At 60.5% G+C, this 18372-nt stretch carries 16 protein-coding genes and 1 pseudogene; 12 read left to right on the forward strand and 5 right to left on the reverse strand.

Annotated elements, in window-relative coordinates; translation table 11 throughout:
• A pseudogene (locus tag AC1DWM_RS13145) lies at positions 1-117 on the reverse strand (IS110 family transposase); the annotation flags it as partial.
• Positions 118-257: 140 nt separating this feature from the next.
• Positions 258-3170 (reverse strand): aminotransferase, encoded by a 2913-nt coding sequence (locus tag AC1DWM_RS13150; RefSeq protein ID WP_477795355.1) that lies wholly within the window; start codon positions 3168-3170, stop codon positions 258-260.
• 176 nt (positions 3171-3346) lie between these two features.
• On the opposite strand from AC1DWM_RS13150, the gene rfbB reads away from it, so the two are divergent.
• Genes rfbB through AC1DWM_RS13185 form a run of 7 tightly spaced genes read left to right on the forward strand, consistent with a single transcriptional unit; the run spans position 3347 to position 10438 of the window.
• A complete protein-coding gene (rfbB, locus tag AC1DWM_RS13155) occupies positions 3347-4429 on the forward strand; it encodes a dTDP-glucose 4,6-dehydratase (RefSeq protein WP_223514748.1) in 1083 nt (360 codons plus the stop codon).
• Positions 4426-5301: a glucose-1-phosphate thymidylyltransferase RfbA gene (gene rfbA, locus AC1DWM_RS13160; protein WP_223514745.1), complete on the forward strand. Its 876-nt coding sequence runs from the start codon at positions 4426-4428 to the stop codon at positions 5299-5301. Before rfbB ends, rfbA begins: the two co-directional genes overlap by 4 nt.
• The gene (rfbC, locus tag AC1DWM_RS13165; protein ID WP_223514742.1) at positions 5298-5843 is read left to right on the forward strand and encodes a dTDP-4-dehydrorhamnose 3,5-epimerase; all 546 of its coding nucleotides are present in this window, start codon (positions 5298-5300) and stop codon (positions 5841-5843) included. Before rfbA ends, rfbC begins: the two co-directional genes overlap by 4 nt.
• Positions 5840-6709 (forward strand): dTDP-4-dehydrorhamnose reductase, encoded by an 870-nt coding sequence (rfbD, locus tag AC1DWM_RS13170; protein ID WP_223514739.1) that lies wholly within the window; start codon positions 5840-5842, stop codon positions 6707-6709. Before rfbC ends, rfbD begins: the two co-directional genes overlap by 4 nt.
• 36 nt (positions 6710-6745) lie before the next feature.
• Positions 6746-8554, forward strand: coding sequence for a sensor histidine kinase (locus AC1DWM_RS13175; protein ID WP_223514722.1), 1809 nt, complete (start codon positions 6746-6748; stop codon positions 8552-8554).
• Complete coding sequence (locus AC1DWM_RS13180; RefSeq protein WP_223514720.1) at positions 8551-9942, forward strand: sigma-54-dependent transcriptional regulator; 1392 nt, start codon at positions 8551-8553, stop codon at positions 9940-9942. Before AC1DWM_RS13175 ends, AC1DWM_RS13180 begins: the two co-directional genes overlap by 4 nt.
• Before the next feature lie 40 nt (positions 9943-9982).
• Positions 9983-10438 (forward strand): thioesterase domain-containing protein, encoded by a 456-nt coding sequence (locus tag AC1DWM_RS13185; RefSeq protein WP_223514717.1) that lies wholly within the window; start codon positions 9983-9985, stop codon positions 10436-10438.
• Between the two features lie 160 nt (positions 10439-10598).
• Here the strand turns inward: AC1DWM_RS13185 and cysQ are convergent, their stop codons facing one another.
• Together cysQ and nudE are read right to left on the reverse strand one after the other, a co-directional pair.
• On the reverse strand, positions 10599-11432 hold the full coding sequence (gene cysQ / locus AC1DWM_RS13190; protein ID WP_477795356.1) for a 3'(2'),5'-bisphosphate nucleotidase CysQ: 834 nt from the start codon (positions 11430-11432) through the stop codon (positions 10599-10601).
• Entirely contained in the window at positions 11429-11995 is a 567-nt protein-coding gene (nudE, locus tag AC1DWM_RS13195) for an ADP compounds hydrolase NudE (RefSeq protein ID WP_223514711.1), read from the reverse strand. The genes cysQ and nudE overlap by 4 nt, the downstream gene beginning before the upstream one ends.
• Positions 11996-12085: 90 nt before the next feature.
• Here nudE and yrfG point away from each other — a divergent pair, with 90 nt between their 5' ends.
• Complete coding sequence (gene yrfG / locus AC1DWM_RS13200) at positions 12086-12748, forward strand: GMP/IMP nucleotidase (RefSeq protein ID WP_223514709.1); 663 nt, start codon at positions 12086-12088, stop codon at positions 12746-12748.
• Positions 12749-12858: 110 nt separating this feature from the next.
• Here the strand turns inward: yrfG and lysM are convergent, their stop codons facing one another.
• Positions 12859-13299 carry a peptidoglycan-binding protein LysM gene (lysM, locus tag AC1DWM_RS13205; RefSeq protein ID WP_223514706.1) on the reverse strand — a complete coding sequence of 147 codons (441 nt, stop codon included), beginning with the start codon at positions 13297-13299 and terminating at the stop codon, positions 12859-12861.
• A 136-nt stretch (positions 13300-13435) separates the two neighbouring features.
• On the opposite strand from lysM, the gene AC1DWM_RS13210 reads away from it, so the two are divergent.
• From AC1DWM_RS13210 to AC1DWM_RS13225, 4 genes are all read left to right on the forward strand, one after another.
• Positions 13436-14323: a LysR family transcriptional regulator gene (locus AC1DWM_RS13210; RefSeq protein ID WP_477795357.1), complete on the forward strand. Its 888-nt coding sequence runs from the start codon at positions 13436-13438 to the stop codon at positions 14321-14323.
• 94 nt (positions 14324-14417) lie between these two features.
• Positions 14418-15257 (forward strand): formate dehydrogenase accessory sulfurtransferase FdhD, encoded by an 840-nt coding sequence (gene fdhD, locus AC1DWM_RS13215; protein ID WP_223514700.1) that lies wholly within the window; start codon positions 14418-14420, stop codon positions 15255-15257.
• Positions 15254-17602, forward strand: a complete 2349-nt coding sequence (locus AC1DWM_RS13220) for an FdhF/YdeP family oxidoreductase (RefSeq protein WP_477795358.1) — start codon at positions 15254-15256, stop codon at positions 17600-17602. Before fdhD ends, AC1DWM_RS13220 begins: the two co-directional genes overlap by 4 nt.
• 221 nt (positions 17603-17823) lie before the next feature.
• The gene (locus AC1DWM_RS13225; protein WP_223514694.1) at positions 17824-18324 is read left to right on the forward strand and encodes a glycine zipper domain-containing protein; all 501 of its coding nucleotides are present in this window, start codon (positions 17824-17826) and stop codon (positions 18322-18324) included.
• Positions 18325-18372 lie beyond the last annotated feature (48 nt).

Here is an 18372-nt window from a genome sequence, read left to right on the forward strand (position 1 = left end):
GAAAGCTTCACGCGATTTGAGGCGTTCTTCATAAAGCACCTGGCCCAGAGCGTCTTCGCCTGCGACCTGAAAGACCTGCTTGGCAAGATCGACCGCCACTGTCGTACAGGCCGACACATCGGTTGAAGACAGGGACTGTTTAAGCGTCGTATTCTTTTTCATGGACTCGCCCTCGCTGCCGTTGGCTTCTTAGACTGCCACCGTGGCGCATTGACGCCTCGGCGTGGGCGAGTCCATCCAATTACAGGGTTATGTGTTCACAGGCCTTCCGTGAGCACCTTGGAGAGCATGTCCACGAAGAAGTCCACGCTCTGCCGCGAGGTCACCATCGGTGGTTTGATTTTGAGAACGTTGAGGAAGTCGCCGGTCGGCTGCATGAAAATCCCCAGCTCTCGCAGGCGATCACACAGCGCGGTGGTTTCTTCGGTCGCCGGTTCCAGGGTGTCGCGGTTGCGGATCAATTCGACACCCAGATAGAAGCCAGAGCCGTGCACCGCGCCCACCAGCGGATGAATATCGATCAGCGCTTCCAGTCGCTCCTTGAAATACCCGCCCACCACCTGAGCGTTTTCCCAGAGCTTTTCCTCTTCCATTACGTCCAGCACCGCCATGCCGATCTGGCAGCTGACCGGACTGCCGCCCGCCGACGAGAAGAAATAACCTTCGGCCTCCAGCGCTTCGGCGATTTCCCGCCGCGTGATCACCGCGCCCAACGGCTGGCCGTTGCCCATGCCTTTGGCCATGGTGATGATGTCCGGCACCACGCCCTGCTCTTCAAAGCCCCAGAAGAAATGCCCCATGCGCCCGTAACCAACCTGCACTTCGTCGGCGATGCACACGCCACCCTGCGCGCGAACCATCGCGTAGACCTGCTGCAAATATCCCGGTGGCAACGAGATCCCACCGGCATTGCCGTACACCGGCTCGCAAATGAAACCCGCCAACTGACGCTTTTGCCCGGCAATTTTCGCCAGGTTGTGCTCGACGCTGCGCACGTAGTCCGGTGCACTGTCCGGGCCACGGAATTCGCCGCGATACGTGTTCGGCGCAATGACCGGATGCACCCAGTCAGGACGGCTGCTCAAGGCCTTGGGATTGTCGGCAATCGATGTCGACACCGCATCGGCGCCGACGGTCCAGCCGTGATAGGCCTCAAGCACACTGAGCATGTCGCGCCCGCCGCTGTAAGCCCATGCCAGGCGAATCGCCAGATCGTTGGCCTCGCTGCCGCTGTTGACCAGGAATACGCGGTCCATGGAGTCCGGCGCCAACTTCAGCAAGCGTTCGGAAAACTCGGCAACCGCCGCATAGTTGAAGCGCGAGTTGGTGTTGAGCAGCGACCACTGACGACTGGCGACCGCCGCCATGCGCGGATGTCCGTGGCCGAGTACCGCGACGTTATTGAGCATGTCGAGGTAGGAGCGGCCCTGCATGTCGATCAGGTGGTTGCGCCAGCCGCGTTCGATACGCGGCGGGTCGACGTAATAGTGCTTCTGCGTACGGGCGAAACTGGCACTGCGCCGTGCCAGCAATGTCTGTGAGTCCAGCTCTTCTTCAGCATCACAGGCCAGTCCCAGCAATGTTGCCGGCGACGGGCACAAGGCTTGCCAGGCCAAGGCGCGCGAAGGTGTACAAAACATCGGAGCATTGAAAGCCGTGCCTCGGCACAACTGCACGATCAGCGGCCCGCTGACCGAGCCCAGCACCTGGCCTTTGACCAGCGCTGCGCCCGCGTGCAGTGAAGGGGTCACGCCCCACAGTCGTACGCTCAGTTGCGGACCGTCGAGTTGCAGCACGCCCGCCGCTGGCTGATGAACCACACCGGCAAACGGTGATTCGACCGCCGTGCCGTGGGGTACTCGCAACTCGACGTGCAACGGACAGGTGTCGGGCTCGTCGGCACTATCTGGTCGAGTCCGCGACAATCGGTATTGCCCATATCGACTGGCTGCCAGACCGTGAGTCTGCGCAGCTTGCGTCAGCAACTGCTGATCGATCCCTTCCTGCTCCCAGTTACCCGCCTCGAAATGCGGGCTGAGGACACCCAGATCAATCAAGGCAAACTCACGTCCCACAAGGCTCGGCAGCAACGGTGCGAAACCTTCACTGCCAATGCTCGGCAGGCTCTGGCCAACCGACGTCAGAATGGCCGCTTCCATCAATTCCAGCGGCACCGACGTGGCCACGCGGAAAATTTCCCACTCATGGGTGAGGTTGTCGCGGCTGTATTGGTTGCCCGGATCAATGCTGACCTGCTGCTCGCCGCTGAGCACCAACACCGCCGCACGCGCGACGATCAACGGCCAGAGCGCCAGCAGTTCTGCAGGCTGCAAAGGGTTGACCGCGTGATAGGCCTCAATCGCCGGCAAAATGTAGAACGGATCGCTGTTGGCGTGATGCAGTAACGCCGCGCAGGTCACCGAAAGATCGGTGATGCGCCAGGTGCGGACCAGGTCGCCGAAATCAATCACGCCCTGCAATTGCCATTGACGTTGCAAGTCGCGCTGCCAGACCACGTTGTCGTCAGTGATGTCCATGTGAATGGCCTGCACCGGCAACCTATCCACCAGCGGTTGCAAGTGACGTTCGGCACGTTCGGCGGCAACGGCGATCAACCTGCGTTGCGCGTCATCCTTGATGACCGGCAGCAAATGGCCGATCAATGCGTTGGCGTGACGGGCATCCCACTGCAACGTGCGCACAAGGCCCGGATGGTCAAAAACGGCCAGCGCCAGGTCCATTTCGCCGCACAGCTGACCGAAACCGGCGACCACGGCTCCCGGCAGGTGATCGAGGTGGGTGAGCGACTGACCTTCGATGTAGTCGAGCAGACGCACGTGCACCGATTGCCCCACGACTTCCAGCGTGAGCAGATCAGCACCGTTTTTGGCGGAGATCACTCGCGGCACCTTCACGCCAGAGTGCTCGCCCAGATGCTTGAGCCCCGCGTGCTGGGCTTGCAGCTCCAGCGCCGCATAATCACCACGGCAGATTTTCAGGACGAAACGCCCCTGGTCGCTATCGACGCGAAAGTTGAGATCCTGCTGGCTGCCAAGAGCCTGCAACTTCCCGCTCAGCCCGTAATGCCCTTCCAGCAGCTCAAGCGCTTGCTGCGCAGACACTTGCGGGCTGGGCAAACTGGCGCGGTGAATCAACGTGGCGAGCGGCATACAGCGACCTCTGAAATGTTATTAGGCGCTTATATCGCCACTGCATCGGTCGATAATCAACCCCCCGTTGACGCTGTAAATCCCAAATACGACCAACAACCCTCTTGCACCACCCCGCTCCTGCCGACAAGCTATGCTCATTCGTTCTATCGTCTTACGGAAAAAGGCTGGCCAACATGCGTATTCTCATCACCGGCGGTGCCGGTTTCATTGGCTCTGCCTTAATTCGTCACCTGATCCGGCACACTGAGCACGAAGTGCTCAACCTGGACAAATTGACCTACGCCGGCAATCTTGAATCGTTGACCAGCATTGCCACCGACACCCGCTATGAATTCGTGCAAGCCGATATCGTCGACCAGGCGACCGTGAGCGCAATCCTGGCGCGCTTCCAGCCGCACGCGATCATGCACCTGGCGGCCGAATCCCATGTTGACCGCTCCATCGACGGTCCGTCGGATTTCATTCAAACCAACATCGTCGGCACCTATAGCCTGCTGGAAGCGACCCGCGCCTACTGGCAGACCTTGGCCGAGCCTGAGAAAAGCGCCTTTCGCTTTCATCACATCTCCACCGATGAGGTCTACGGCGACTTGCACGGCGTCGACGATCTGTTCACCGAAACCACGCCCTACGCGCCAAGCTCGCCGTATTCCGCCAGCAAAGCAGCGTCTGATCACTTGGTCCGCGCCTGGCAGCGCACCTACGGCTTGCCGGTATTGCTGACCAATTGCTCGAACAACTACGGGCCGTTCCACTTCCCCGAGAAGCTGATCCCGCTGGTGATTCTCAACGCCCTCGCAGGCAAGCCACTGCCTGTGTACGGCAACGGCCTGCAAGTGCGTGACTGGCTGTTCGTCGAGGATCACGCCCGCGCGCTGCTCAAAGTGGTCACCGAAGGAGTGGTCGGCGAGACGTACAACATCGGCGGTCACAACGAACAGAAGAACATCGACGTGGTGCGTGGCATCTGCGCCCTGCTCGAAGAACTGGCCCCGCAAAAGCCTCAAGGCGTGGCGCACTTCGCCGATTTGATCACCTTCGTCCAGGACCGTCCTGGCCACGACCAGCGTTACGCCATCGACGCCAGCAAGATCGAACGCGAACTTGGCTGGGTACCCGAAGAAACCTTCGAAACCGGCCTGCGCAAGACCGTTCAGTGGTATCTGGATAACCTGGAGTGGTGCCACCGTGTTCAGGACGGCAGCTATCAGGGTGAACGACTGGGCGCCATCAATACCAAGGAGCTTCTCGCATGATGAAAGGCATAGTGTTGGCGGGCGGCTCGGGTACGCGTTTGCACCCGATCACGCTTGGCGTGTCCAAACAGCTGTTACCGGTCTACGACAAGCCGATGATCTACTACCCGATCTCGGTACTGATGCTGGCCGGCATCAAAGACATCTTGCTGATTTCCACACCTCAGGACCTGCCGCAGTACCGCAACCTGTTGGGTGACGGCAGTCAGTTCGGGGTCAATTTCAGCTACGCCGAACAACCGTCGCCAGACGGTCTGGCCCAAGCCTTTTTGATTGGTGAAGAGTTTATTGGCGACGACCCCGTCTGCCTGATCCTCGGCGACAACATCTTCCACGGTCAGCACTTCGGTGATCAGTTGAAAAACGCGGCAAAACGCACTTCTGGCGCGACCGTGTTCGGCTATTGGGTCAAAGACCCGGAACGCTTTGGCGTAATTGATTTCGACAGCGAAGGCCGAGCCTTGTCGATCGAAGAGAAGCCGAAACAACCGAAATCCAGCTACGCCGTCACCGGGCTGTATTTCTATGACAACGACGTGATCGACATCGCCAAGGCCGTGAAACCCTCGCCTCGCGGCGAACTGGAAATCACCGACGTCAATAACGCCTACCTCCAACGCGGCGATTTGCAGGTCGAGCGCTTCGGTCGCGGTTTCGCCTGGCTGGACACCGGCACCCACGACAGCCTGCTCGAAGCCTCTCAGTACGTGCAGACCATCGAGCATCGCCAAGGCCTGAAAGTCGCCTGCCTGGAAGAGATTGCCTACGAAAATGGCTGGATCAGCCGCGAGCTTCTGCTCGAGCGCGCCAGTTATTTCGGCAAGACCGGTTACGGCAAATACCTCTTCATGCTGGCCGGGGAAGAACAATGAAAGTGATTGAAACCGGCTTGCCCGGTGTACTGATCATCGAGCCCAAAGTCTTCGGTGACGAGCGCGGCTTTTTCTATGAAAGCTTCAATGCCAAGGCGTTTCAAGAAGCGACGGGGCTCAACACACAGTTCGTTCAGGACAACCACTCCCGATCCCAGAAGGGCGTGCTGCGTGGCCTGCACTACCAACTGCAAAACACCCAGGGAAAACTGGTGCGGGTGACCGTCGGTGAAGTGCTCGACGTCGCAGTGGATATCCGTCGCAGCTCGGCGCATTTTGGCCAGTGGGTGGCGGTGCGGTTGTCCGCCGACAAACATCGGCAACTCTGGGTGCCCGAAGGCTTTGCCCATGGGTTTGTAGTACTCAGCGACTTCGCCGAGTTCCTCTACAAGACTACGGATTACTACACACCGTCTGCCGAACGCTGCATTCGTTGGGACGATCCGACCCTCGCCATCGATTGGCAACTGGAAGAAGCCCCGCAGTTGTCGGCCAAGGATCAGAACGGTCAGCTCTTTTTAGAGGCTGATCTGTTTCCATGAGAATACTCATCAGTGGTCAAAACGGTCAGGTCTCCCGTGAGTTGCAGCGTCGCCTGGGTGATGTCGGTGAATTGATTGTGCTGGGGCGCGATCAGCTTGATCTGGCTCAACCGGAACAGATTCGTCGGCAGGTCCAGCGCGTTCGTCCCGACCTGATCATCAACGCAGCGGCTCACACGGCTGTCGATCAGGCTGAGAACGAACCGGAACTGGCATTTGCCATCAATGCGACCGGCCCGGGCGTATTGGCCGAAGAAGCGCTGGCGCTGGGTATCCCGCTGATTCATTACTCGACCGATTACGTGTTCGACGGCAGCAAGACCGCGCCTTACAACGAAGACGATGTGCCCAATCCGCTCGGCGTGTATGGCAAGAGCAAACGGGTCGGCGAACAGGCAATCACGGCGGTACAAGGCCAGCACCTGATCTTGCGTACCAGCTGGGTTTACTCGACCCACGGCCGTAATTTCCTGCTGACCATGCAACGCTTGCTGCAAGAAAAACCGGAATTGCGCATTGTCGCTGACCAGATCGGCGCGCCCACCTGGGCCGGCACGATTGCTGGCAGCACCGTCGCGCTGATTGAACGCTGGCAAGCGGGACAGGCCGGTGCCTGGGGCACGTATCACCTGACGGCTCAGGGTGAAACGTCATGGTTCGGCTTCGCCCAGGCCATTGGCGATGCGCTTCGGGAACAGGGCAAGCCGTGCGCTAACCTGCTGCCGATTCCGTCCACCGACTACCCGACACCAGCGGCCCGGCCGCTGAACTCACGCCTCGACTGCAGTCGTCTGCAGCGCGAATGGGGCGTCAGTCAGCCTGACTGGCAAAGCGCGCTGCGCGAGTGTCTTGCCGAGCAAGCCTAGGCATAATGCGCCTGTACCCACAGGCGCCCGATGCTCATGACTCCGACCCTCCCTCGCAGACCCCGCTGGCGCAGCCTCGCCCTGCTGGCGTTGTGCCTGGCGCCGTTACTGTGGCCGCTGGAGCACTTGGCCGAGCGTTACTACCGCAGCGAACTGGCCGGGCAGAACCGTCAGACCCTCGACCTGTACGTCGCCAACCTGCTGGGCACGCTGCACCGTTATGAGGTCTTGCCGCAAATCCTCGGCGACTTGCCGGCCCTGCGCGCCGTACTCGGCGCGCCCGATGATGGCGTCACCCAAGGCAATGCCAACCGCTTGCTGAAAAACATCAGCACCCAAACGGGCGCCGAAGTCATGTACTTGATGGACACGAGCGGCAAGACGCTGGCGGCGTCCAATTGGGACAAGCACGACAGCTTCGTCGGGCGCAATTTTTCTTTCCGGCCTTATTTCAGCGAAGCCATGGCCGGGCGACTCGGACGGTTTTTCGGCCTGGGCACGACCTCGGCCAAACGCGGCTACTTCTTCGCCGCCGCGGTACGCGATGGCGAAAAGGTCGTCGGCGTGCTGGTGGTCAAAGTTGACCTGGACCACACCGAAAGCCTCTGGGGCAAAACCCCGGAACAGCTGCTGCTGACCGACCAAAACGGCGTGGTCATTCTCACGTCGCGGCCGGAGTGGCGATTTCGCTCGACCCGCCCGTTGACCGATGAAGAAAACAAGGCCATTACCGCGGTTCAACCGTACCCGACCCGCGATCCAAAGCCGTTGAAACTCAACCCCAATGCCTGGCTGACACAGACCCAGCCAATCGCAGAAACCGGCTGGAACGTCAGCATCCTCGCCCCGCGCACCCTGATCGACCGCCCGGTGCGCACGGTGGTCGCCATCGGTGGCGCAACGCTGTTGGTGTTGATGCTGCTGCTCGGGCTGATGATGCAGCGCCGCCGTCATTACCTCGAACGAATCGCCTTCGAAGCCAAGGCCAGGCGCGAACTGGAAGGCCGGGTCGCCGAGCGGACCAGCGACCTCGAAGGCCTCAATCGGCGCCTGAAACAGGAAGTGCTGGAGCGCGAACACGCCCAGCAGGAGCTGGTGCGCGCGCAGGATGATCTGGTCCAGGCCGGTAAATTGTCAGCGTTGGGAACCATGTCGGCGAGTATCAGCCATGAGCTCAATCAGCCACTGGCGGCGATTCGCAGCTACGCGGAAAACGCCGAAGTGCTGCTCGATCATCAACGCACCGACGATGCACGCGGCAACCTCAAACTGATCAGCGAACTGACCGGGCGAATGGCCTCGATCATTGCTCACCTACGCGCCTTCGCCCGCCGTGATCGTCACGCGCCGGAAAGCGTTGCGCTGCAACCGGCGCTGGATGACGCGCTGGCATTGCTGGCCAAGCGCCGACGCAGCATGGAAGTCGAGCTGATCCGCGACTTGCCGGCCGCCACGTTGTGGGTCGAGGCCGGGGAAACCCGTCTGCGTCAGGTACTCGGCAATCTGTTGGCCAACGCCCTCGATGCGCTGACCGAGAAAGGCCCACCGCGTAAACTCTGGTTGAGTGCCCAATCCACCGCTGACGGCGTCAATCTGTACATTCGTGACAACGGCCCCGGCTTTTGCATGGAAGCCCTGGGGCGCGCCAGCGAACCTTTCTACACCACCAAGACCCGCACCCAGGGACTTGGACTGGGGTTGGCGATTTGCGAAACCCTGATGCGTGCCTTCGGTGGCGAACTGTCGTTCGCCAACCACAAGGAAGGCGGCGCCGTGATTACCCTGAAACTGCGCGCTGGTGCGCCGGGCGTAAGCCTGCAACCGTCCGAGGACCGAAGTGCATGACCATCGACAGCCGCATTCAGGTCGTGTTGATCGACGATGATCCCCATCTGCGTCAGGCCCTGAGCCAGACCCTGGACCTCGCCGGCCTGAAAATCCTGCCGCTGGCGGAAGCCAAAGGCCTGGCCGCACAACTGGAGCGTGACTGGCCCGGCGTGGTGGTCAGCGACATTCGCATGCCGGGCATGGACGGCCTCGAACTGCTGACCGAACTGCATGCCCAGGACCCGGAGCTGCCGGTGCTGCTGATCACCGGCCACGGCGATGTACCGCTGGCGGTGCAAGCCATGCGTGCGGGGGCCTATGACTTCCTGGAAAAACCCTTCGCCAGCGATGCCCTGCTCGACAGCGTGCGCCGCGCGCTGGCCTTGCGTCGCTTAGTACTCGATAACCGCAGCCTGCGTCTGGCCCTGAGTGATCGCAATGAATTGAGCACTCGGTTGGTTGGGCAATCGGCGCCGATGCTGCGCCTGCGCGAGCAGATTGGCGCACTGGCCGCGACCAGGGCCGACGTGCTGATCCTCGGTGAAACCGGCGCGGGCAAAGAAGTCGTGGCCCGTGCGCTGCACGATTTGTCGAACCGTCGTAACGGTCCGTTCGTGGCAATCAATGCCGGCGCACTGGCCGAGTCCGTGGTGGAAAGCGAGCTATTCGGCCATGAGCCCGGGGCGTTCACCGGCGCGCAAAAACGTCGCATCGGCAAGTTCGAATTCGCCAACGGCGGCACGCTGTTCCTCGACGAAATCGAAAGCATGAGCCTGGACGTGCAGGTGAAACTGCTGCGCTTGCTGCAGGAACGCGTCGTCGAGCGTTTGGGCGGCAATCAGTTGATCCCGCTGGACATCCGCATCATCGCCGCGACCAAGGAAGACCTGCGCCAGTCCGCCGATCAAGGGCGTTTCCGCGCCGACTTGTATTACCGCCTGAATGTCGCGCCGCTGCGTATTCCGCCACTGCGCGAGCGCGGTGAAGACGCGTTGGTGTTGTTCCAGCATTTCGCCGATGAAGCCAGCGCCCGCCACGGTTTGCCGCCCCATATGCTGCAACCGGGGCAACGCGCCCTGCTGCTGCGCCACACCTGGCCCGGCAACGTACGCGAACTGCAAAACGCCGCCGAACGCTTCGCCCTGGGCCTGGAACTGGCGCTGGACAACAATACGCCGGGGGGCGGAACCAGCACGCCGGCTGAAGGGTTCAGCGGCGGATTGAGCGAGCAAGTGGAAAACTTCGAAAAGAGCCTGATCGCCGCCGAACTGGCGCGCTCTCACAGCTCCGTGCGTAGCCTCGCCGAAGCGCTGGGCATCCCACGCAAAACCCTGCACGACAAGCTGCGCAAACATGGGCTGAACTTCGCCGGCGGCGCCAGCAGCTCTGCTGACGATCTCGATTGAGCGACCGTTAAATCATCACCTTCAAACAAGAGGCCCACGCATGAACCGCGACAGTCGTCACCTGGAATCCATTCTCCATCACGACATCCCCCTGACGCAGGCCATGGGCATCAAAGTGCTCGACTGGCACGAGCAGCAACTGCGTCTGTACTTGCCGCTGGAAGCCAACGTTAATCACAAAAGCACCATGTTCGGCGGCAGTCTGTATTGCGGCGCGGTTCTGGCGGGTTGGGGCTGGTTGCATTTACGCTTGCGTGAGGAAGGGATTGAAGACGGGCACATCGTGATTCACGAAGGGCAGATCAGCTATCCGCTCCCGGTGACCATGGACGCGACAGCGATTTGTCAGGCGCCGAGTGCCGCGGTGTGGAAGAAGTTTTTGGCGATGTATCAGCGCTATGGGCGGGCGCGGTTGACGCTGCATTCACGGATTGTGAATGTCGGCAGTGATGACGATGCGGTGAAATTTACCGGGCAGTACGTCCTTCATCGCTAAGTCGGGGCCAGCACAAAACCTGTGGGAGCGAGCCTGCTCGCGATGACAATCGAACATTCAACGATGATGTTGACTGATAAACCGCTATCGCGAGCAGGCTCGCTCCCACAAGGGTTTTGCATAGTTGGCAGATTGTTGGGTAGCGCCCCTCTAACCGCGGTCAGGAGCGGGCGAGTTCCAACAATTTTTCGCGCCACACAGCCTTGGCCGGCAGCGCCAAAAAGAACTCATTCAACAACGATTCCCGTGCCGGATAACAAAACGGTGCACCGCTCAAATCCAGCACCTCGCCGCCCGCACCTTCCAGCACGCCTTGCGCCGCCGCCGTGTCCCACTGCGAAGTCGGCGCCAGCCGCGGATAACAATCCGCCGCCCCTTCCGCCAACAGGCAGAACTTCAGCGAACTGCCGATATTGGCCAGTTGCAACTCGCCCAGACTGTCGCTCAACCCCGCCAACAAGCGCTCCTGCTCCGGGCTCGAATGCCGACGACTGGCAACCACGGTAAACGCCTCTCCCGCAGCAGGCACTTCGCGAACCTGGATCGGGAATGGCTCACTTCCCTTGTCGCCGCGCCAGGCGCCCAAACCTGCACCACCGACGTAGAAACGCCCGTTGGTCGGCATCGACACCACACCAAACACCACCCGCCCCTGCTCGATCAGCGCGATATTGACGGTGAACTCTTCACTGCCGGAAATGAATTCCTTGGTTCCGTCCAACGGGTCCACCAGCCACCACCGCTGCCACCCGGCACGCACGCTTTGCGGGATGTTGGCGTCTTCTTCGGACAGCACCGGGATGCTCGGATCCAGCGCGGTCAACCTGGCCAGAATCAAATGATGAGCCGCGAGATCTGCGGCCGTCACCGGAGAATCGTCAGCCTTGGCAGTCACGGCGGTGCCGGTACGCCAGAACGGCAGAATCGCCTCGCCAGCCTGCAATGCCAGTTCAACCACCGGCGCCATCAATGGATGCGGGAAATTCAACTTCATGGCAAAAACACCCCACGCTGGGTCAGTAAGTCACGGGCCAGATACAGCGCCGCCAAGGCACGGCCCTCGGTGAAGCGCGGGTTCTGCGCCAGGGCGGACAACTCACGCAGATTGATCTTGTCCACACCCATTGGCTCGGGTTCGTCACCCTCAAGGCTTTCTTCATACAGATCAGTGGCCAGAACCACCTGGATCTTCTGGCTCATGTAACCGGGCGATAACGACAACTCGGTCAGATGCTCCAGCTGCCGTGCGCCATACCCGGCTTCTTCCTTGAGCTCACGCACAGCCGCCGCCAGCACGTCTTCACCCGGCTCGATCAGGCCTTTGGGCAAGGACAGCTCATATTCATCAGTGCCGCCGCAGTATTCCTCGACCAACACCGCATGATCTGAATCGAGCATGGCCACGACCATCACCGCGCCATACCCCGCGCCCTTGCCCACCAAACGCTCGTACGTGCGCTCCACGCCATTGGAAAAGCGCAGTTTCAGCTCTTCGACACAGAACAAACGGCTGGTGGCGACGATCTCGCGGGCAAGTATGGTGGGTTTCTGGCGCATGCAAAGCTCCTTGGCGTGAACGCGTTACTATACCCGGCCTATCCTGATTGTTGACCTCGGATATCTCTTTTACCGCTGGAGAAGTTTTTTATGTCCCTGCTGCCCTGGCGCGACATCGACACCGTTCTGCTGGACATGGACGGCACGCTGCTGGACCTGCATTACGACAACCATTTCTGGATGGAACACTTACCTCAGCGTTACGCCGAATTACACGGGGTGAGCCGGGCCATGGCCGAGATGGAATTGCAGCCGCTGTTCGAGCGCAATGCCGGCCAGTTGCAGTGGTACTGCCTGGATTTCTGGAGCGCCGAATTGAAGCTGCCGGTGCGCGAACTGAAACTGGAAACCGCGCACCTGATCGCCTTGCGCCCGGATGCGGATACGTTTCTGGCGGCGATCAAACAGGCCGGCAAGCGTGTGGTGATGATCACCAATGCACACCGGGATTCGCTGTCATTGAAGCTGGAAAGGATTGAACTGGCGCCCTACTTCGAGCGCTTGATCAGCTCGCATGATTACGGCTTTCCCAAAGAGAATGCGCAGTTCTGGGAGGCGTTGCAGGCGGACATCGGCTTTGATCCGGCGCGTAGTCTGTTTATTGATGACACGTTGCCAATCCTGCGCAGTGCGCGCCGTTTTGGCGTAGCGCATTTGTTGGCGGTGAGCGAGCCGGACAGTCGCAAAGGGCCCAAGGACACGGCGGAGTTTGCGGCGGTGGGGGATTATCGGGATTTGATTGCAGGGCTTTAGACCGAGTCGCCTGCATCGCGGGCAAGCCTCGCTCCCACAGGTTACGCGAACAACACAAAACCCTGTAGGAGCATGGCTTGCCCGCGAAGGCCATCACACTGTCTTGAGGCTTACTCAGGAATCCGCAACGACTGCCCCGGATAAATCTTGTTCACGTCCTTGAGCATCGGTTTGTTGGCTTCGAAAATTTTGTTGTACTTATTGGCATCGCCATACACGCGCTTGGAAATCGCGCTGAGGGTATCGCCCTTCACCACGGTGACAAACACCGCAGCCTTCACTACCGGCCCGGTCACCGTAATCTGGTCATCAACGCTGCCCACACCGGCAATATTGCCCACCGCCAGCAGAATCTTTTCCTTCTCTTCCTGACTGCCGACCTCCCCGGTCACGGTCACTTTGTCGCCATCCACCGTGGCCTGCACATTCGGGTTACCCAGGCCAACCTTGCTGATGTGTTCCTTCAACTGCTCACTGGCATTGGCGTTGCCGGGGGTCAGCAGATCGAGCAGTTTTTCGCCTGCTTCTTTCACAAAGCTCAAAAGACTCATGGTGCGTTCTCCTTGGGTTCAGGTTCCAGAGGCAAGAGACTAGACCAAGCTGGCAACCCCCGGCTCCAACCCGACCAATGACGTTGATCTGGCGCAAGCGCTAGAATCCCCTCCTTCACCGCGCCCTGGAGCGAAGATGGACATCAAGCAACTGAAATTCCTCATCGCCCTCGACGAAACCCGGCACTTTGGCCAGGCCGCTGCCCGCTGCCACATCACCCAGCCGACCCTGTCCATGCGCCTGCGCAGCCTCGAAGAAGAACTCGAGTTGCCGCTGGTCAATCGTGGTCAGCGCTTTGAAGGGTTTACCGCACCTGGTGAACGCGTGCTGGCCTGGGCGCGCACAGTGCTGGCGGCTTACGACGGCTTGCAGGCTGAAGCCGCGGCCTGTCGCGGCAACCTGGTAGGTACGTTGCGGTTGGGCGTGGTGCCGCTGTCGAGTTTCGATCCGCTGCCGCTCATGCAACGCTTGCACGCCGAACACCCGAACCTGCGCTTCGAACTTTCGGCGTTGAGCTCCGAGCAAATCCTCGAGCAGCTGTCGAGCAACCGCCTGGACCTCGGCGTGTCTTATCTGGAGCGTCTGGACAACGAGCGCTTCGATTCACTGGCGTTCAGTGAAACCCACATGGGCCTGCTCTACGATCAGCGCTTTTTCAGTTTCGGCGAAGCGCCTTTGAGCTGGGAGTCGCTGATCGAACTGCCGCTGGGCATGCTCACCAGCGGCATGCATTTTCGCCAGTCCATCGACCACAACTTCCACAGCCGCGGCCTGTCACCTCAGCCTCTGCTGCAAACCGATGCGGTGCACCAATTGTTACAAGCGGTGCACGGTGGCATGTGCTGCGCGGTGATGCCGCTGGATGGCGGTCTGGAAAACCTAACCGATCACCTGCGCCTGCAACCCATCGAAAACGCGCAAACCGTCGCCCGGCTGGGGTTGATCATGCGTCGCAGCGCCCCACGCTCGGCCTTGGCGGAAGCCTGTTTTGCGATCTATCAGAAATCACTGACAGCCTCTTGATCGACGTCATCTATCGGCAGATCAGTAATAGCGATTAGACGTGACCTTTTGACACGCCTAGGCTTAGAGCTGACCAGACCGTCGGTGATACCTCATGAACACCAAGCGCCCCGGCTGCGCGGCGCCCGCACTCGAAACGCCCGCGCCAGACGCAAGCCAGACCTACAGTTTCTGTGACCTTCAATTCACCGAATCGGCCAGCACCGCGCTGGCCGAGGAAGTTGCGTTGGCGATTGCCTACAACGGCATCAGCCAGGCTGTGATGTTGGTGACGCCGACTGACCTTGAAGACTTCATCGTCGGCTTCAGCCTCGGCAGCGGAATTATCGAAGACGCGACCGACATCTATGACCTGCAATTGACCGGCGAAGGGTCGGCGCAGTACGCGCAAGTGACCATCGCCAACCGCGCCTTCTGGAACCTCAAGCAGCAACGTCGGCAACTGGCCGGCACCAGCGGTTGCGGGCTCTGTGGCGTGGAAGCGGTTGAACAAGCATTGCCCGACCTCAAGGTGTTGCCGGGCGCGCCGCTGCCGCCCGCCGAATGGCTCGATGGCCTGCGCCAACGCATCGGCGCGTTCCAGCCGCTGGGCCAACATTGCGGCGCAGTGCACGCGGCGGTGTTCATGAACGGTCAGGGCGAGTTGCTGCTGGGCCGCGAAGACATCGGCCGGCACAACGCCCTCGACAAACTGATTGGCGGGTTGATCCGCCAGAAGATCCCGACGACTGGTGGCCTGGCGATTGTCACCAGCCGGTGCAGCCTCGAATTGATCCAGAAAGTCTTGCGCGCTGGCATCCAGACTCTCGTCAGTCTGTCGTCGCCCACGGGCCTTGCCGTGCAATGGGCCCGTCGTCACAACCTCAATCTCATCCACCTGCCGCAAAAAAGTGCGCCGCGGGTCTACAGCCCTGCGATGGAGAATCAAGCGTGAGTCAACACCGTCAAGCCGACCAGAAACCCGTCCCTCGCTACAAGCCCTACAAAGGCCCGGCCGGTGGCTGGGGCGCGCTAATCAGCGTCGCCCAAGCCTGGTTGACCAGCGATAACGCGCTGAAAAACCTCCGCATAATGCTCAAGACCAACCAGAACGGCGGTTTCGACTGCCCCGGTTGCGCCTGGGGCGATTCTCCGGAAAAGGGCATGGTGATGTTCTGCGAGAACGGCGCCAAAGCGGTGAACTGGGAAGCGACCAAACGCCGTGTCGACGCTGCATTCTTCGCCAAACATAGTGTCACCTCGCTGCTGGAGCAGAGCGACTACTGGCTTGAATACCAGGGCCGTCTGACCGAGCCGATGAGCTACGACGCCGAGACCGATCGCTACAAGCCTATCAGCTGGGACGCGGCCTTCACCCTGATCGGCAAACACCTGCAAGGGCTGTCGAGCCCGAATCAGGCCGAGTTCTACACCTCGGGCCGCGCCAGCAACGAAGCGGCGTACCTGTATCAATTGTTTGTGCGCGCCTACGGCACCAATAACTTCCCTGATTGCTCGAACATGTGCCACGAGGCCAGCGGTGTGGCCATGGCGCAAAGTGTCGGCGTTGGTAAAGGCACGGTCACCTTCGACGACTTCGAACATGCCGATGCAATTTTTGTCTGGGGTCAGAACCCTGGTACCAACCACCCACGGATGCTCGAACCGTTGCGCGAAGCGGTGAAACGCGGCGCTCAGGTGGTGTGCGTCAACCCGCTGAAAGAGCGCGGCCTGGAACGCTTCCAGCATCCGCAGCACCCGTTCGAAATGCTCACCAATGGCGACAAGCCGACCAACACGGCGTTCTTCCGTCCAGCCCTCGGTGGCGACATGGCGATCCTGCGCGGCATGGCGAAATTCCTGCTGCAATGGGAGCGCGACGCGCAGAAGACGGGCGCGGAAGCGGTGTTCGATCACGACTTCCTCAATGAACACAGCGTCAACGTGCTGGAATACCTCGGAGCCATCGACGATACACCGTGGGAACAAATCGTCGAGCAGTCTGGTCTGCCGCTGGTGGAGATCGAGCAAGCGGCGCGGATGTACGCCAAAGGCAAGAACGTGATCATGTGCTGGGCGATGGGCATCACCCAGCATCGCCATTCGGTGGCAACCATCCAGGAAATCGCCAACCTGATGCTGCTGCGCGGCAACATCGGCCGGCCGGGCGCCGGTCTGTGCCCGGTGCGTGGCCACAGTAACGTGCAGGGCGACCGGACCATGGGCATCAACGAGCGTCCGCCGGTGGCGTTCCTAGATTCACTGGAACGTCGTTTCCAGTTCAAGGTGCCGCGTGACAATGGCCACAACGTGGTCGAGGCAATCCACGCCATGGCCGAGGGTCGCGCCAAAGTTTTCATCGGCCTGGGTGGCAACTTCGCCCAAGCGACTCCGGACAGCTCGCGCACTTTCCAGGCGTTGAGCAATTGCGACCTGACCGTGCAGATCAGCACCAAGCTCAACCGCAGCCACTTGGCCCACGGTAAAGACGCGCTGATCCTGCCCTGCCTGGGCCGTACCGACATAGACATCCAGACCGAGGGCCCGCAAGCGGTGACCGTGGAAGATTCGTTCAGCATGGTCCACGCCTCCAACGGCCAGTTGCAGCCGCTGTCGAACCAGATGCGTTCGGAGCCGTCGATCATCGCCGGCATCGCCGCCGCGACGCTGGGCAGCAAACCGGTGGACTGGAACTGGCTGGTGGCGGATTACGGCCGTATCCGCGATCTGATCGCCGACACCATTCCGGGCTTTCGCGATTTCAATGAGCAGGTCAAAAATCCGGGTGGTTTCTATCTCGGCAGCAGTGCCGGTGCGCGTAAGTGGAACACGCCGTCAGGCCGGGCCAATTTCCGCCCGAATGCCCTGCCTGAAGACCTGGTGCACGAGCGCACACGCGCGACCGGCGTGTTGCCGGATTTGATCATGCAATCGATGCGTTCTCATGATCAGTACAACACCACGATTTATGGTCTCAACGACCGTTACCGTGGGGTGAAAGGTCAGCGCGATGTGTTGTTTGTGAACGAAGCCGACATCATTCGCCTGGGTTTCAAACCGGGGCAGAAGGCCGACATCGTCTCGATCTGGGATGATGGGCATGAGCGTCGCGTCAAGGGTTTCACGCTGCTGGCGTTTGATATCCCGGCGGGGCAAGCGGCGGCTTACTACCCGGAAGTGAATCCGCTGGTGCCGCTGGAAAGCATCGGGGATGGCAGCCATACGCCGACGTCGAAGTTCGTGGCGATCCGGTTGGAAATGGCGAGTGAGACTGGGTTGATTTTGGCCAAGTCCGCTTAACGCGGCCGGATCAATCACTTTCCAATCGCCCACAAAAAAGGCCGTTCCTGTATAGAAACGGCCTGTCCGAAGTAACTAAAGACCGGCGAAAAACAGTTAAGTTCCGTCTAAAAAACAGTAACTTATAGATTTGTGCTGAAGTCGTGTTACTCGTCGGATTTCGATTGTCACACCTCTGACACAGCCTCAGGATCGCGTCGTCATCCCCTTGAGGTTCCTCCATGAAGTTCTCCTCGATTCTCTTGTTGTCCCTTGGCTTGTTCAGTGGCATTGCTTCTGCTGGCGGCAACACCGAAGCCGGTGTGGGCGGCGCATTGGGCGGGGTTCTTGGCTCGGTCGTCGGTCAGTCGTTAGGCGGCAATACAGGTTCCACCATCGGCGCGGCCCTGGGCGGCGCGGGTGGTAGCGCAGTTGGCGCAAACAAACACAGCCGTGGCGAAGCCGCCATCGGTGGTGCGTTGGGCGCAGCAGGCGGTAACGTGGTCGGCCGCAGCATGGGCGGCACCACCGGCAGCCTGATCGGCTCCGCAGCAGGCGGCGGCGCCGGGGGCGCGCTGGGTAACTACATGGGCAACAAATACGATAATGAAGATGACGACAACGATGGTCACTACTATCGTGGCCATGGTGATCGTCGCTACTACCGTGATGGCCATCCAGGTCGTGGCCATGCCTATGGCCATCGCAAGCATCACCACAAGTACTACCGCGACCGCGACTGAGGCTTCAATCGCCTCGTTAGCCGGTACGTCAAAAAATCGCAGCCCTTG

The organism is Pseudomonas sp. P4_C8, from assembly GCF_056401975.1.

Excerpts from the sequence above, each read along its gene's own strand:
- AC1DWM_RS13150 (WP_477795355.1), bottom strand. The coding sequence starts at position 3,170 with ATGCCGCTCGCCACGTTGATTCACCGCGCCAGTTTGCCCAGCCCGCAA.
- rfbB (WP_223514748.1), top strand. The coding sequence starts at position 3,347 with ATGCGTATTCTCATCACCGGCGGTGCCGGTTTCATTGGCTCTGCCTTA.
- rfbA (WP_223514745.1), top strand. The coding sequence starts at position 4,426 with ATGATGAAAGGCATAGTGTTGGCGGGCGGCTCGGGTACGCGTTTGCAC.
- rfbC (WP_223514742.1), top strand. The coding sequence starts at position 5,298 with ATGAAAGTGATTGAAACCGGCTTGCCCGGTGTACTGATCATCGAGCCC.
- rfbD (WP_223514739.1), top strand. The coding sequence starts at position 5,840 with ATGAGAATACTCATCAGTGGTCAAAACGGTCAGGTCTCCCGTGAGTTG.
- AC1DWM_RS13175 (WP_223514722.1), top strand. The coding sequence starts at position 6,746 with ATGACTCCGACCCTCCCTCGCAGACCCCGCTGGCGCAGCCTCGCCCTG.
- AC1DWM_RS13180 (WP_223514720.1), top strand. The coding sequence starts at position 8,551 with ATGACCATCGACAGCCGCATTCAGGTCGTGTTGATCGACGATGATCCC.
- AC1DWM_RS13185 (WP_223514717.1), top strand. The coding sequence starts at position 9,983 with ATGAACCGCGACAGTCGTCACCTGGAATCCATTCTCCATCACGACATC.
- cysQ (WP_477795356.1), bottom strand. The coding sequence starts at position 11,432 with ATGAAGTTGAATTTCCCGCATCCATTGATGGCGCCGGTGGTTGAACTG.
- nudE (WP_223514711.1), bottom strand. The coding sequence starts at position 11,995 with ATGCGCCAGAAACCCACCATACTTGCCCGCGAGATCGTCGCCACCAGC.
- yrfG (WP_223514709.1), top strand. The coding sequence starts at position 12,086 with ATGTCCCTGCTGCCCTGGCGCGACATCGACACCGTTCTGCTGGACATG.
- lysM (WP_223514706.1), bottom strand. The coding sequence starts at position 13,299 with ATGAGTCTTTTGAGCTTTGTGAAAGAAGCAGGCGAAAAACTGCTCGAT.
- AC1DWM_RS13210 (WP_477795357.1), top strand. The coding sequence starts at position 13,436 with ATGGACATCAAGCAACTGAAATTCCTCATCGCCCTCGACGAAACCCGG.
- fdhD (WP_223514700.1), top strand. The coding sequence starts at position 14,418 with ATGAACACCAAGCGCCCCGGCTGCGCGGCGCCCGCACTCGAAACGCCC.
- AC1DWM_RS13225 (WP_223514694.1), top strand. The coding sequence starts at position 17,824 with ATGAAGTTCTCCTCGATTCTCTTGTTGTCCCTTGGCTTGTTCAGTGGC.